This is a genomic window from Kitasatospora sp. NPDC057015 (genome assembly GCF_042673745.1).
Taxonomy (GTDB): Bacteria; Actinomycetota; Actinomycetes; order Streptomycetales; family Streptomycetaceae; genus Kitasatospora.
Window position 1 is genome coordinate 282966 of sequence record NZ_JBHUSG010000002.1, and the last position, 14722, is coordinate 297687.

Annotated in this window: 12 protein-coding genes; 4 read left to right on the forward strand and 8 right to left on the reverse strand. The window is 72.9% G+C overall.

Going from position 1 to position 14722, the window contains the following annotated elements; translation table 11 throughout:
* The coding region (locus ACFTWP_RS02955) for a discoidin domain-containing protein (RefSeq protein WP_380261988.1) at positions 1-327 on the reverse strand (327 nt) is incomplete at its 3' end.
* Between the two features lie 422 nt (positions 328-749).
* Here ACFTWP_RS02955 and ACFTWP_RS02960 point away from each other — a divergent pair.
* From ACFTWP_RS02960 to ACFTWP_RS02975, 4 genes are all read left to right on the forward strand, one after another.
* A complete protein-coding gene (locus ACFTWP_RS02960; RefSeq protein ID WP_380261990.1) occupies positions 750-2048 on the forward strand; it encodes an extracellular solute-binding protein in 1299 nt (432 codons plus the stop codon).
* 194 nt (positions 2049-2242) lie between these two features.
* Entirely contained in the window at positions 2243-3211 is a 969-nt protein-coding gene (locus ACFTWP_RS02965) for a carbohydrate ABC transporter permease (protein ID WP_380261992.1), read from the forward strand.
* Positions 3211-4044 carry a carbohydrate ABC transporter permease gene (locus tag ACFTWP_RS02970; RefSeq protein WP_380261994.1) on the forward strand — a complete coding sequence of 278 codons (834 nt, stop codon included), beginning with the start codon at positions 3211-3213 and terminating at the stop codon, positions 4042-4044. Before ACFTWP_RS02965 ends, ACFTWP_RS02970 begins: the two co-directional genes overlap by 1 nt.
* A complete protein-coding gene (locus ACFTWP_RS02975) occupies positions 4041-6554 on the forward strand; it encodes a glycoside hydrolase family 3 C-terminal domain-containing protein (protein ID WP_380261996.1) in 2514 nt (837 codons plus the stop codon). Before ACFTWP_RS02970 ends, ACFTWP_RS02975 begins: the two co-directional genes overlap by 4 nt.
* A gap of 130 nt (positions 6555-6684) precedes the next feature.
* Here the strand turns inward: ACFTWP_RS02975 and ACFTWP_RS02980 are convergent, their stop codons facing one another.
* From ACFTWP_RS02980 to ACFTWP_RS03010, 7 genes are all read right to left on the reverse strand, one after another.
* Positions 6685-7527, reverse strand: coding sequence for a shikimate 5-dehydrogenase (locus ACFTWP_RS02980; protein ID WP_380261998.1), 843 nt, complete (start codon positions 7525-7527; stop codon positions 6685-6687).
* 129 nt (positions 7528-7656) lie between these two features.
* A complete protein-coding gene (locus tag ACFTWP_RS02985; RefSeq protein ID WP_380262000.1) occupies positions 7657-8163 on the reverse strand; it encodes a DUF6328 family protein in 507 nt (168 codons plus the stop codon).
* A gap of 270 nt (positions 8164-8433) precedes the next feature.
* The gene (locus ACFTWP_RS02990; RefSeq protein WP_380262002.1) at positions 8434-9057 is read right to left on the reverse strand and encodes a GNAT family N-acetyltransferase; all 624 of its coding nucleotides are present in this window, start codon (positions 9055-9057) and stop codon (positions 8434-8436) included.
* Between the two features lie 242 nt (positions 9058-9299).
* Entirely contained in the window at positions 9300-10790 is a 1491-nt protein-coding gene (locus ACFTWP_RS02995) for a glycoside hydrolase family 1 protein (RefSeq protein WP_380262004.1), read from the reverse strand.
* Between the two features lie 105 nt (positions 10791-10895).
* Complete coding sequence (locus ACFTWP_RS03000; RefSeq protein WP_380262006.1) at positions 10896-11828, reverse strand: carbohydrate ABC transporter permease; 933 nt, start codon at positions 11826-11828, stop codon at positions 10896-10898.
* A gap of 11 nt (positions 11829-11839) precedes the next feature.
* Positions 11840-12838 (reverse strand): carbohydrate ABC transporter permease, encoded by a 999-nt coding sequence (locus ACFTWP_RS03005; RefSeq protein ID WP_380262150.1) that lies wholly within the window; start codon positions 12836-12838, stop codon positions 11840-11842.
* Positions 12839-13042: 204 nt separating this feature from the next.
* Complete coding sequence (locus ACFTWP_RS03010) at positions 13043-14374, reverse strand: extracellular solute-binding protein (RefSeq protein ID WP_380262008.1); 1332 nt, start codon at positions 14372-14374, stop codon at positions 13043-13045.
* Between the last annotated feature and the right edge of the window lie 348 nt (positions 14375-14722).

Consider the following 14722-nt stretch of genomic DNA (forward strand, 5'->3'; position numbering starts at 1 on the left):
GGACTCCCAGTTCAGCACGACCTGGCCGATGGCCGAGGGCGCGCCGAGGTCGACCTGGATCCACTGCGGGTCGGTGTTGGCGCTCGACCACCGGGTGCCGGTGTTGCCGTCCACCGCGTTGGTGGCGGGCGTGCCGTAGTTCTCCTCCGAGGAAGCCGTCACCGGCTTGCCCTGGGACAGCAGAACGGGCGCGGCCTGGGCGCTGCTCGTCGGGACGAACAGCATCAGGGCCGCGACCAGGGCTGCCGCGAGGGTCGCGGCCACCGCTCGCCACCCGGGTGACGAACGTTCGGCGCCGACTGCTGACCGGGCGGGTGGTGCGAGCATGGGGGACTCTCCTGACGAGACGGTGGGGGGAGGACCGGAAACACCGGCCGTCGGCCTCAGCCGTTCCGGGAGGGGTGGTCGGAAGGCTGGGCCTGGGTCGGGCTCCCATCGCTGGGAGAGCGCTCTCGCAGTGGTTGAGATGGTTGCGCCCAGGTTTCGGTCATGTCAAGACCTGTGCGCGCATCGGAATGCAGCGCAGCCCTCGGGACAAAGGTGCAGCGTCCGGCCGGTGTTGAACGCGAACCCTTGACTTTGCCGATTCCAGGGGCCAGGCTCCAGCCCCATGGGAGAGCGCTCTCCGCTCTGCTCCACCCCCCACGGGCCTCCCCGCCCGGAACCACCCCGGACCGGAGCGCTCTCCCGCTCAGCCGCTCCCCCTCCGCCACCCGTCAGGCCCAGCGCCGTCCCCGCAAGGAGTCACCATGCCCACCACTCGTACCGGCCCGAGAACCCGGCTCCTCGGCACGGCCGCCGCCCTCACCGCGATCCTGGCCGTCGCCGGCTGTTCCAGCAGCGGCGGCGGCCAGGCGCAGGACGATCCCAACGAGAAGATCACCCTGACCGTCAACCTGTTCTCCGACTTCGGGTACGCGGACCTCTACAAGCAGTACGAGCAGCAGCACCCCAACATCACCATCAAGGAGAACCGCGCCGACATGGGCGCGCACCACCAGAACCTGCAGGCCCACCTGCTGGCCGGTTCCGGCACCGCCGACGTCGAGGCGATCGAGATCGGCCAGGTCGCCGGATTCCAGGCCCAGGCGGGCAAGTTCGTGAACTTCCTGGAGAACGGCGTGGACGCCGGCCAGTGGGTGCCGTCCAAGACCGCGCCCGCCTCCAGCGCCGACGGCAAGGTGCTGTTCGGTCTCGGCACCGACATGGGCGGCATGGCGCTCTGCTACCGCAGCGACCTCTTCAAGGCCGCCGGCCTGCCCACCGACCGCGACCAGGTCTCGGCACTGCTCGGCGACTGGAAGGCGTACACGACCGCCGGAAAGAAGTTCCTGACGGACAGCCCCAACAAGGACGTCCGCTGGTTCGACAGCGGCGGCAACCTGTTCAGCGCCATCATCGCGCAGGCCCCCACCGGCTTCTACGACGCCTCCGGCAAGACGGTGGTGACGGAGAACCCCGCCGTCCGGCAGTCCTTCGACCTGGTCGCCGGCGCGATCAAGGACGGCGAGTCGGCCGGCATCCAGGCCTTCACCCCGGCCTGGGACACCGGGTTCCAGAAGAGCCAGTTCGCCACCGTCGCCTGCCCGGCCTGGATGAGCTACGAGTTCAAGGCCAACCCGCCCACCGACGGCGGCACCTGGGACATGGCGCGGATCCCCGGCGGCGGCGGCAACTGGGGCGGCTCCTACCTGTCGGTGCCCAAGTCCGGCAAGCACACCAAGGCCGCCACCGAGCTGGCCAAGTGGCTCACCGCACCCGAGCAGGAGGCCAAGCTCTTCACCGAGAAGGGCTACTTCCCCTCCGACCAGGCCCTGTGGAGCCAGCCGGCCATCGCGAACCACACCGACCCGCTGTTCAACAACGCGCCCACCGGCAAGATCTTCTCCCAGTCCGCCAAGGACCTGAAGCCGCAGCCGCTCGGCGCGCACGGCGCCGAGATCGGCACCGCCCTCGGCAACGCGCTCACCTCGATCGAGCAGGGCAAGACGGACGCGGAGGGCGCCTGGAAGAAGGCCCTGGCCGACGTCGCCAACATCACCGGCTGAGCACCCGCCCCCGACCGCCGGCCCACCGGCCGGCGGTGAGGGGCGGCGCCGCCCCCGACCGGCACCGCCCCCGGGGGCGTGTCCGACGACCGCACCCGGCGGGAGTCGACGGACGCGCCCCGCCCGAACCCGCGGTACCGGCGCGGATCTGACACCGCGCCGGTACCGCGCCACCCTCCAAGGAGCTCACCCTCATGGCTGCGTCCGTCTCCGCCGACCGGCCCGCCCGGGCCGCCCGCGCGCCCGTGGCGGCCCCCCGTCGGCACCGGCTCGACCGCACCGTCTCGCCCTACCTCTACATCGCGCCGTTCTTCCTGGTCTTCGCGGTCTTCGGGCTGTTCCCGATGCTCTACACCGGGTACGTGTCGATGACCAACTGGCGGGTCGACGTGCCGGGCAGCCAGGGGCAGTGGGTCGGCCTGGAGAACTACCGGAAGCTGCTGGACGACCCGTTCTTCCTCAACGCGCTGAAGAACACCGTCGGGATCGGCGTGCTCTCCACCGTGCCGCAGCTGCTGATCGCGCTCGGCCTGGCCCACCTGCTGAACTACCGGATGCGCGGCCGGACGCTGCTGCGGCTCGGCGTGCTGCTGCCGAACGTCACCTCGGTCGCCGCCGTCACCCTGATCTTCGTCCAGCTCTTCGGCCGCGACTTCGGGCTGATCAACTGGACGCTCGGACTGTTCGGCGTCGACCACATCGACTGGCAGGCCGGCACGCTCTCCTCCTGGGCCGCCATCTCCGCCATCGTCACCTGGCGCTGGACGGGCTACAACGCGCTGATCTTCCTGGCCGCGATGCAGGCCGTCCCGTTCGAGCTCTACGAGGCGGCCGCCATCGACGGGGCCAGCCGCTGGCGGCAGTTCCGCTCCATCACCGTCCCGATGCTGCGCCCGACCATCCTGTTCTCGGTCATCGTCTCCACCATCGGAGCCCTCCAGCTGTTCGGCGAGCCGATGCTCTTCGGGCAGCAGCAGGACCCGACCACCGGCGGCTCCCAGCACCAGTTCCAGACGCTGGCGCTGTACTCGTACAACCAGTTCTGGGGCCGCTTCAAGTACGGCTACGGCGCGGCGGTCTCCTGGGCGATGTTCCTGCTGATCGTCCTGATCGTGGTCGCCAACCTGATCGCCGCCCGCCGTCTGAAGGGGCTGGACGCCTGATGAGCCGCAACCGCCAACTCGCCGCTGGGCGCGGCGTGTACATCGTCCTCGGGGTCGCCGTCCTGCTCTCGGTGTTCCCGCTCTACTGGACCCTGGTCGCCGCCTCGCGCACCAACACCGACATCCACAGCGTGCCGCCGATCCTGCTGCCCGGCGGCAACCTGTTCCACAACATCGGCCAGGCCTTCGCGCAGACCGACATGGGCCTGGCCCTGCTGAACTCGCTGATCGTCTCCTCGCTGGTCACCGCGAGCGTGGTGCTCACCTCGACGTTCGGCGGCTTCGCCTTCGCCAAGCTGCCGTTCCGCGGCAGCCGGCCGCTGCTGGCCGGCGTGGTGGCGACCATGATGGTCCCGACGCAGCTGGGCATCATCCCGCTCTACATCATGATGGCCAACTGGCTGCACTGGGCGGACCACCTGCAGGCCCTGATCGTGCCGGCCGCCGCCAACGCCTTCGGTCTGTTCTTCATGCGCCAGTACATCGTCAGCTCGCTGCCCGACGAACTCCTGGACGCCGGCCGGATCGACGGCTGCACCACCTGGGGCCTGGTCCGGCACATCGTGCTGCCCACCGCCCGCCCGGCGATGAGCGTGCTCGGCATGCTCACCTTCATGGCCACCTGGAACGACTTCTACTGGCCCAAGGTCGTGATGACCCAGCAGAACCCGACCATCCAGCTCACCCTCTCCGAACTGGCCAGCGGCTACATCAAGGACTACTCCCTCGTCCTCACCGGCGCGCTCGTCGCCAGCCTGCCCGTCATCGCGGTCTTCCTGCTGATGGGACGCCAGATCATCGACGGAATCATGCAGGGAGCAACCAAAGGATGACCGACATCCGCATCACCGCCGACACCACCGCCGCGCCCGCGCCGACGCGCCCGGCACCCGACCCGGCCCCCGGCCTGGACCTCGACCGCAAGGCCCGGCTCGTCTCCGGCGGCGGCGTCTTCCGCACCAGCGCCGAACCCGCCCTGGGGCTGCGGCCGATCATCACCTCCGACGGCCCGGTCGGCGTGCGCGGCGAGCGCTGGGACGAGTCCGACACCGCCCTGGCCCTGCCCTCGGTCACCGCGATGGCCGCCAGCTGGGACGAGGAGCTGGTCCGCGAACTCGGCGCCCTGCTCGCCTCCGAAGCCCGCCGCAAGGGCGTCGACATGCTGCTCGCCCCCACCCTCAACCTGCACCGGTCCCCGCTCGCCGGGCGGCACTTCGAGTGCTTCTCCGAGGACCCGCTGCTCACCGGCCGGGTCGGCGCCGCCTACATCGAGGGCGTGCAGAGCGGCGGCGTGGCGGCCACCGCCAAGCACTACGTCGCCAACGACTCCGAGACCGAACGCCTCACCCTGGACGCCCGGGTGGACGAGCGGACCCTGCGCGAGGTCTACCTGGCGCCCTTCGAGGCCGCCGTCCGGGCCGGGGTGTGGGCCGTGATGTCCGCCTACAACCGGGTCAACGGCGAAGCGATGAGCGAGAGTTCGCTGCTCGCCGAACCGCTGAAGGGCGAGTGGGGCTTCGACGGCCTGGTGGTCTCCGACTGGGGCGCCGTCCGCAACACCGCCCCCTCCGGGGCCGCCGCCCTCGACCTGGCCATGCCCGGCCCGAACGAGCACTGGGCCGCCGCCCTGGCCGAGGCCGTGCGGGCCGGGCAGGTCGACGGGGCCGCCCTCGACGACAAGGTGCGCCGGCTGCTCCGGCTGGCCGCCCGGGTGGGCGCGCTCGGCCACGGGCCCGAGCACCCCGTCGCACCGGCGCCCCCCGCGCCCACCCCGACCGACCCCGGCACCCGGGGGCTGCTGCGCCGGGCCGCCGCCGCGGGCGCCGTCCTGCTCAGCAACCGCGGCCGACTGCTGCCGCTGGACGCCGGCGCGCTGCGCCGGGTGGCGGTGATCGGCCCCAACGCGGCCGTCGCGCGCGTCCTGGGCGGCGGCAGCTCGGCGGTGTTCCCGGCGTCGGTGGTCTCGCCGCTGGACGGCATCCGCGCCGCGCTGCCGGCGGGCGTCCTGGTCGAGCACGCGGCCGGCGTCCGCACCGCGGTGCGTCCGACACCGCTGGAACGGGCCGACTGCCGGCACCCGGAGAGCGGTGAACCCGGGCTGCTGGCCCGGTACCTGGACGCCGAGGGCCGGGAGCTGCACGCCGAGCACCGGCCGAGCGGCCGGGTCCTCGAACCCTCGGAGGGCGCGGATCTCGACTCCTTCGCGGCGGTCGAGGTCGCCACCGTCTTCCGCGCACCCGGCGCCGGCCGCTGGCGGATCGGGGTCGTCGGGCTGGGCCGGATCCGGCTGGAGGCCGACGGCGCCGTCCTGCTCGACGAGTACGTGGCACCGGAGTCGGACGACCCGACGTACCTGCACGTGACGCCCTCGTTCCGGCAGGTCGAACTGGAGCTGGCGGCCGACCAGGAGGTCACGCTGCTGGCCCGCCGGACGGTCGAGGCCGAGCACGGCCGGGTGCTCGTGCTGGCGGCCGACCCGCCGCTGGCCACCGCGGCCGCCGAACTGGCCGAGGCGGTCGAACTCGCCCGCGGGGCCGACGCGGTGGTCGTGGTGGTCGGCACCACGGACGAGCACGAGAGCGAGGGCTTCGACCGCACCACGCTCCGGCTCCCCGGCGAGCAGGACGCCCTGGTCTCGGCGGTGGCCGCGGTCAACCCGGCCACGGTCGTGGTGGTCAACACCGGCGGCCCGGTGCTGATGCCCTGGCGAACGGAGGTGGCGGCGGTGCTGTTGGGCTGGTTCCCCGGCCAGGAGGGCGGCGACGGCCTGGCCGACGTCCTGTTCGGCCGGGCCGAGCCCGGCGGGCGGCTGCCCACCAGCTGGCCGGCCGAGGAGCGGGACGCGCCGGTGCTCGACACCCGGCCGCAGGACGGCGTGCTGGCCTACCGCGAGGGGCTGCACGTCGGCTACCGCGGCTGGCTGCGCGCCGGGGACCGTCCGGCGTTCTGGTTCGGGCACGGGCTCGGCTACGGCGCCTGGGAGTACCTCGCCCTGGAGGCGCCCGAACTCCTCCCGCGGGGCGCCGGGTTCGGCGTCCGGGTCACGCTGCGCAACACCGGCGAGCGGGCCTCGCGCGAGGTCGTGCAGGTCTACCTGGCCCGGCCCGACAGCGCGGTGGAGCGGCCGGTGCGCTGGCTGGCCGGCTTCGCCGCCGTCCACGCCGAGCCCGGGCAGCTGGTGGAGGTGGACGTGCCGGTGGACGTGCGGGCCCTGCAGCACTGGTCGGTGGCGGACGGCCGCTGGCTCGGCGAGCCCGGCGCCTTCACCGTCCTCGCGGGGCCGTCCTGCGGAGAGCTGCCGCTGACCGCCGCCGTCCGGGTGGCCGGGCCGGCCGACCGGTAGCGGCGGGCGGGACGGGTGGGGTGGGCCCCGCCAGGACGGCGGCCCACCCCATCCGCGTCCGGACGCCAGAACCCCGGTGCCCGAACAGCCCGGCGCCCGACCGTCCGCCGCCGGACGGTCGGGCGCCGCGTCAGTCGCGGGCCTGGTCCGCCGCGCGCTCGACCAGCTCCCGCCCGGGGCGGACCCCGGTGTAGCGGACGAACTGCTCCAGCCCCTGCCGGACCAGCACCTCGTGCCCGCTGACCACCTCGCGGCCGAGCTCGCGGGCGAGGCGCAGCAGCGGCGTCTCGACCGGCAGCGCGACCACGTCGAAGACCGTCCGGGCGGCCGCCACGGTGGCGGCGTCGAAGGCGAGTCCGGCCGCCTCCGGACCACCCGCCATGCCGATCGGCGTGGCGTTGACGACCAGGTCCGCGCGCAGGCCGCCCGGGTCCGACCGCCAGGAGTAGCCGTACTCCCCGGCCAGGGCGCGCCCGGCGGCCTCGTTGCGCGCGACCACCGTGCCCGAGCCGTACCCTGCGTCGCCGAGCGCGCCGACCACCGCCCTGGCCATCCCGCCGCTGCCGCGGACCGCGACCGTGGCGTCCGTCGGCACCCGGTGGGCGGCCAGCAGCTGGGCGACGGCCAGGTAGTCGGTGTTGTACGCGCGCAGGAACCCGTCGTCGTTGACGACGGTGTTGACGGACCGGAGGGCGGCCGCCGAGGCGTCGAGCTCGTCCACCAGGGCGATCACCTCCTCCTTGAACGGCATCGAGATCGCGCAGCCCCTGATGCCCAGCGCCCGCACTCCCCCGATGGCGGCGGGCAGGTCGGTGGTGGTGAAGGCCTTGTAGACGTAGTCGAGGCCGAGCTCCGCGAAGAGGAAGTTGTGGAACCTGGTGCCGAAGTCGCCCGGCCGGGCGGCCAGCGACATGCACAGCCGGGTGTCCTTGCCGATCCGGCCCCGCGGGTCGCCCCCGGGTCGCGTGGTCATCGTCCGCCGCCCTCCTCCCGTCGCCGCGCCGGGCCGGTCGCGGCCGTCCGCGCTCACCGCCCACCCTGCCCGAGCGGAGCGGGCACCGGCAACCCGCGCGCGGCGCCGGGGGGAGCGGCGGCTGCCGGCTCAGGGCCTGCGCAGCAGCCAGGGCAGCAGGAACCACAGCCCCGCGAACAGCAGGAGGGTGGCCGCGGTGATCGCGGCCGCCGGCCCGTGGCCGAGCACCAGGTCGGTGACGAGCAGGACGGCGCCGCTGAGCGCCAGCGCCAGGAAGAACAGGCCGCCCACCGCCACCCGGGAGGACAGCGCGACGATCCGGCGCTTGGCGCCCCGGTGGAACAGCCCGCGGTGCAGGGCGACCGGGGTCGCGAGCAGGGCCGAGGCGACCACCGTGAGCAGCAGGGTCGTGAGGTACACACCCGTCTGGTAGTCGCTGAGCTGCGGGAACCTGCTGGTGAACACCAGGCCGAGCAGGAAGGCGAAGACGATCTGCACGCCGGTCTGGACGACCCGCAGCTCCTGGAGGAGCTCGACCAGGTTCCGGTCGGCCCGCTCGTCGGCGGTCTCGTGGCGGTCCGCGGCGGGGCCCGGATCCCGGGCCGGGTCGGGGCCCGGCGCAGGGTCGGTCGTCATGGGGCCGGCTCCGTCGTCATGGGACGGGACCCTACCGGCCGGCGGGGGCCCTGACCGGGAGCGACGGCGGGAGCCGCGGTGACCGTCGCGGGAGCGGTCGTCGCGCGCCGCGCGGGCCGGGCGGGCCGGGCGGGCCGGGCGGGCCGGGGCAGCCACCGTCGCCCGAACGGCCCAGGGGCCGGCCGGCCCGACGGTACGGGCCGGACCGGGCCGGTGGCGAGGTGCCGGGGTGGCGAGGTGCCGGGGTGGCGAGGTGCCGGGGCTGCCGGTTCAGGGCGCGGTGGAGCGGCCCAGGTAGGTCAGCGGGCCCGGGTCGGGCACCGGGACGACGTGGAAGCCGAGGCGGTCGTAGAACGCCCGGGCGCCGGTGTTGACGCTGAGCATCCCGAGGTGGACCTGCCCGGCGCCGGCCCGATGCAGGGCGGCGAGCAGCCGGTCCATCAGCTGCCGGCCGAAGCCGCGCCCCTGGAACTCCGGCAGCAGGTCGATGTGCAGGTGCGCCGGGTACGCGGCGAGGGCGGGCACGATCATCCGCTCGGGGGTGTGCAGCAGCATCGCCATCAGCTCGTCGCCGTCCGCCGGCTCGCCCTCCGGCGCCGGGTAGCGGCGGCCGACCGCGGGCAGCCAGCGCTCGCGGAAGTCGGCGACGAAGCGGGACGTGTCGGAGGTGCCTATGACGTACCCGACGGCGGCGCCCCGGCCGTCGTCCAGGACGAAGGCGAGGTCGGGTTCGAGCTCCAGGTAGGGCCCGGCGAAGTTGTCCGGGAGCACCTGCTCGTCCCGGTACAGGCCGCGGGCGTCACCGCCGGCCTCGGCGGTGCGCACGCAGATGTCGTAGACCGCCGCGCGGTCGGTTGCGCGGTACGGGCGGATCGACGGTCTCGCGTGGTCCATCGGTCGTCCTCTCGATCGGTGCCTGGTCGTCCGTCGGTGCCGGTTCGTCCGTCGGTACCTGATTGTGCATCGGTGCCCGATCGACTGCGGCGGCGTCCGCCACCCGCCGGTGCCCGGGGGGCTGCACCGGCGGGTGGCGGACGCCGGAGAGCCGGACACGGCAGACCCTCGGCTGTCGTGCCCGGCCCGCGGCGGGAGCGGCGTCCCCAGCGCTCCCGCCGCCGTCCCGGTGGCGGCCCGTGTCAGGACAGGTCGTCCACCGGGGGGATCGAGTTGCTCCGCACGGACCGCGCGTACCAGCGGGCGCTGGCCTTGGGGATCCGGAGCTGGGTGGCGTAGTCGACGTAGACGGCGCCGAAGCGCCGGCTGTAGCCGTACGACCACTCGAAGTTGTCCAGCAGGGACCACAGGAAGTAGCCCCGGACGTCGGCGCCGTCGGCGATGGCCCGGTGCACGGCGGCCAGGTGGCGGTGGACGTAGTCGATCCGCCGGGGGTCGAGCACCTCGCCCTCGGGGGTGACGGTGTCCTCGAAGGCAGCGCCGTTCTCGGTGATCATCAGCGGCAGGCCGGGGTGGCGCCGGGAGACGTCGGTGATCAGGTCGTACAGCCCGCTCGGGTCGATCGCCCAGTTCATCGCGGTGAGCTCGCCGGGCGGCAGGTGGAAGACCACCTGCTCGGAGCCGGGCCAGGGCGAGTGGTCGCTGGCACCGTGGGCGTCGTTCTTCGCCGCCTCGCCGGGCGCGAGCTCCTCGCCCTCGGCCGGAGCCGAGACCAGCGTCGGGCTGTAGTAGTTGATGCCGAGGACGTCGATGGGCGCGGCGATCGCGGCCTCGTCGCCGGGGTGCACCAGGGTGTCCCAGTCGACCAGGTGGGCGGTGTCGGCGCGCAGGTCGGCCGGGTAACCGCCCTCCAGGATCGGGCCGGTGAAGACCCGGTTGCCGACGGCGTCGATCCGCCGGGCGGCGTCGACGTCCGCCGGGGAGCCGGTCAGGGCGCGGACCTGGTGCAGGTTCAGCGTGACGGACACCTTGGCGTCGGCGGGCAGCTCGGCGCGCAGGGCGGCCACCGCCCGGCCGTGGGCCAGGTTCAGGTGGTGGGCGGCGCGCAGGGCCTCGGCGGGGTCGGTCCGGCCGGGCGCGTGCACGCCGGAGCCGTAGCCGAGGAAGGCGCTGCACCAGGGCTCGTTGAGGGTGGTCCAGAACTTCACCTTGTCGCCCAGCGCGCGGGCGGCGATGGCGGCGTACTCGCCGAAGCGCTCGGCGGTCTCGCGGACCGTCCAGCCGCCCAGGTCCTCCAGGTCCTGCGGGAGGTCCCAGTGGTAGAGGGTGGCCACCGGCTCGATGCCGGCCGCCAGCAGCTCGTCCACCAGGGCGCGGTAGAAGTCCAGGCCGCGCTCCACCGCCGGGCCGCGGCCGGTCGGCTGCACCCGGGGCCAGGAGATCGAGAAGCGGTAGGCCTTGAGGCCCAACTCGGCCATCAGCGCGACGTCTTCACGGAACCGGTGGTAGTGGTCGGTGGCCACGTCGCCGGTGTCGCCCTGATGCGTCTTGCCGGGGGTGTGGCTGAAGGTGTCCCAGATGGACGGGGTGCGGCCATCCTCCGCGGCGGCGCCCTCGATCTGGTAGGCGGCCGTGGCGGAGCCCCACAGGAAGCCGCTGGGGAAGGTCAACCGGCTTTCCTGGGCCGGGGTTTCGATCGGGCGGTGCGGGGCGGATGAGGACACGGGGGTCATCGGGGGACGCTCCAGAGGTGCGAGGGAACAGACGGCGGGGAGGGTGGGACGGGCGGGCCGGTGGCGGAGGAGCCACCGGCCCCGCGCGGCCGCGGGCGCCGGGCTTCAGCCCTTGACGGCGCCCTGGGTGATCCCGCCGACGATGTGCTTGCCGAACAGGACGAAGACGAGGAGCAGGGGAAGCGTGCCGATGAGGGCGCCGGCCATGATGATCGACCAGTCGGTGGACCAGCCGGTGCCGAGGCCGGCGAGGGCTACCTGCACGGTCGGGTTGGAGGAGCCGTTCATCGCGATGATCGGCCACAGGAAGTCGTTCCAGGACTGGACGAACGTCAGCATACCGAGCACCGCCATCGCCGGGCGGGCGATCGGCACCACGACGTGCCACACCACCCGCAGCGAGTTGGCGCCGTCCATCCGGGCGGCCTCCAGCAGCTCCGAGGGGAGCGCCTGGACCAGGAACTGGCGCATGAAGAAGACACCGAAGGCGGTCACCAGCGAGGGCAGGATCAGCGCGCTCAGGTGGTTGCCCTGGCCCAGGTTCTTCATCAGGATGAACAGCGGCACCACGCTCAGCTGGGCCGGCACCGCGAGGGTGGCGATCACCAGGCCCATCATCGCGCCCCGGCCGGGGAACTGGAGCTTGGCGAAGGCGAAGCCGGCCAGCAGCGAGAAGCTGACCGTGCCGATCGTCACGGAGCCCGCCACCAGGGTGGAGTTGAGCAGCGCCACGCCCATGCCCCGGCCGCCGGCGTTGTGCCAGACGTAGGACAGGTTCTTGAACAGGTTGCCGCCCGGCACCAGCGGCGGCGGGGTGGAGACCACCGCGTGCGCGTCGGTGGAGGCCGCGACCAGCGTCCAGTACAGCGGGAACAGCGAGGCGAGCGCGACCAGGACGAGCACCGCGTAGGTGAGCGGGCCGGCGTGGTGCTGGCGGCCGGCGGCGGTCCGGATCGAGCGGAGGCGGCGCCGTGGCGCCTGGGCCTGGGCGTCCTTGTCCGCGGTGCGGACCGGAGCGGCCGGGTGTACGGCGGTCATGGTTCCTCCTCTCACTGCGACTTGCGCAGGCGGCGGGCGATCAGGGCGTTGACGAGGCCGATCAGCAGCAGCAGGGCGAACATCGTCCAGGCGATGGCGGAGGCCCGGCCGAGCATGCTGTTGCGGAATCCCTGGTCGTACATGAAGACCCCGAGGGTCTCGTACTGGTGCGCGGTGCCGCCCTGGTGGCCGCTCTGGCCGCCGAACAGGAAGGGCTCGCCGAAGAGTTGGGTGGCGCCGATGGTCGAGACGACCACCGTGAACAGGATGGTCGGCCGCAGCGCGGGCACCGTCACGTGCAGGAACTGCTTCCAGCGGCTGGCGCCGTCCAGCGCGGCGGCCTCGTACAGGTCGCCGGGGACCGCCTGCATGGCGGCGAGGTAGATCAGCGCGTTGTAGCCCGTCCAACGCCAGGTGACGATCAGTGAGATCGCGAGCTGGGAGGTCCAGTTGCCGGCCTCCCAGGCCACCGGGTCCATGCCGAACAGGCCGAGGAACCAGTTGGCCATCCCGCTCTCCGGGCTGAAGATCAGCGCGAACACCAGGGTGGCGGCGGCGACCGAGGTCGCGTAGGGCGCCAGCAGCGCGGTGCGGAAGAACGAGCTGCCGCGCAGCTTGTAGTTGAGCAGGTGGGCCAGGCCGATGGCGATCATCAGCTGCGGCACGGTCGACAGGACGCCGAGGGTGATCGTGTTGCCGAGCGCGTTCCAGAAGAAGTGGCTGGGCGGCCCGGTGAACAGGTCGGTGTAGTTCTTCAGCCCCACCCACTGCGCCTGGTCGACGTTGTAGAGGCTCACCTGGTGCAGCGACAGCCAGCCGGTGTAGAGCAGGGGGAAGAGCCCGAACGCCGCGAAGACCAGGAAGAACGGCGACACGAACGCGTAGGGCGAGCCCTTGGTGTCCCAGCGGTACAGGCGGCTGCGCCACACCTGGCGGCGATCGTCCTTCGGCGGTACGGGGTGGGGTCGGTCTGGCGTCGCGGAGCCCGGATCGCTCCCGCGGGCACTGATGGAGGTGGCCACGTGTGGCTTCCTTCCGTGGATTGCTGCCTTCGGCCCACTGGCGAGGGCCAGTGGGATTCCGCCGGTCTTCGGGGCCTCGGACGCCGTCACGGGTGTGCGGCGGCGCCGGCGCTCGGACGGGACGCCGATGGACGTCGGATGGGGCGGGCGGGGGCCGCCCGGTGCACTGACCGGGCGGCCCCCGCCGGCCGGCTACTGGATGGTGCTGTCGATCTGCTTGACGGTCTCGTTCCAGGCGTCGCCGGCGCTCTTGCCGTTCTGCTCGACCAGCAGGATGCCGTTGCTGAAGGCGTTCTGCAGGTCACCGGCCTTGACGCCGGTCTCGGCGGGCTTGATCGCCTTGGCCGCGGTGGAGAAGATCTGGCCGGTCGGCGCGTTCGGGCCGATGTAGGGGTTCTTGAAGTCGGTGACCCCGGGCAGGGAGTAGGCGTTCTGGTTGGACGGGATGTTGCCGACCTTCTGGAAGACCTTGGCCTGCTGCTCGGGGGCGCTCAGCCAGGCCACCAGGTCCTGGGCGGCGGCCACGTGCTTGCCGGAGCTCGGGACGGCCAGGAACGAGCCGCCCCAGTTGCCGGCGGCGGGCGCCTGGGCGACGTTCCACTTGCCGGCGTTGGCCGGGCCGGAGTACTTCTCGATGTTCGCCTGCTGCCAGGACGGGCAGATGGTGGTGGCGAAGGTGGACTGCGTGAACGCGGTCTGCCAGGTCGGGTCGAACTCCTTGAGGCCCTGCGAGGTGCCGGCGGCGTCGGCCTTCATGGCGAGGTCCCAGGCGGTCTTGACGCTCGCCGAGTCCTTGTAGTTGAGCTTGCCGTTCTTGTAGTACTGCTCGGTGCTGCTGGAGACCGTGGCGTTGAACAGGCCGGTGGCGGAGTCCATGAAGAAGGTGCCCTTGGCGGCCTTCGCCTGGAACTGCTTGCCGACCTCGACGTACTTCGCCCAGTCACCGGCCCACAGGGCGCTGACCGCGGCCGGGTCGGCGGGCAGGCCGGCGGCCTGGAAGAGGTCCTGGCGGTAGCAGACCGCCATCGGGCCGACGTCGGTGCCCAGGCCGATGGTCTTGCCGCTCGCGGTGGTGCCCTGCTGCCACTTCCAGGGGAGGTAGTCGTCCTTCTTGATCCCCGGCGCCTTGGAGAGGTCCTGGAAGGAGCCGCTCAGCGCGTCGGAGGTGGCCAGCGCGATGCGGCCGACCTCCAGCGCCTGGACGTCGTCGAGGCCGCTGCCCGCCGCGAGGTGGGTCTGGACGGCGGTCCAGTAGTCCGCCTCCTGGGTGGTGGTGTTCTCCTTGATGGTGATGTTCGGGTGCAGCGCGGTGTACGCGTCGAACAGGCCGGCCTCCTTGAAGCCGAACGTCCCGAAGTCGCCCACGGTGAGAGTGATCTTCTCGTTCGGGTCGGCAGCCTGGGAGCTGCTCGAACCGCTGCTGGAGCAGCCGGTGGCCAGCAGCGCCGTGGCACTCAGCACGGTGGTGACGAGCAGTGCGGCCCGACGCGAGCGGGTGGTGCGGGTGGCACGGGACGTGCGCATGTCCATCTCCTTGGTCCGAGAGGCGGCGGTGCGTCTCGGGAATGGGGCGGAAGCGATGTCGGGGGGAGCCGGGGACCGGCCGGGGAACAGCGACCTTGGGGTGGTACCGACGCCTGGCATTCGCTCCCTCGATGTGGGAGCGCTCCCATGCGTCTGCCGAAAGGTTGCTTCCCGTCCGGCAGGCGTGTCAAGACATGAAGTCCAACCCGTTACCGGAGCGTGTCCTGTCGATGTCCGGCCCGTCACCGGAGTCCGGCCGGCGGGGCGGACCGCACGGCGGATCGGGCTCCGGACATTCCCCCAGTTGGGAGCCGGTACGGGCGGCCGGGGCCGGCGTCCACCGGGCAA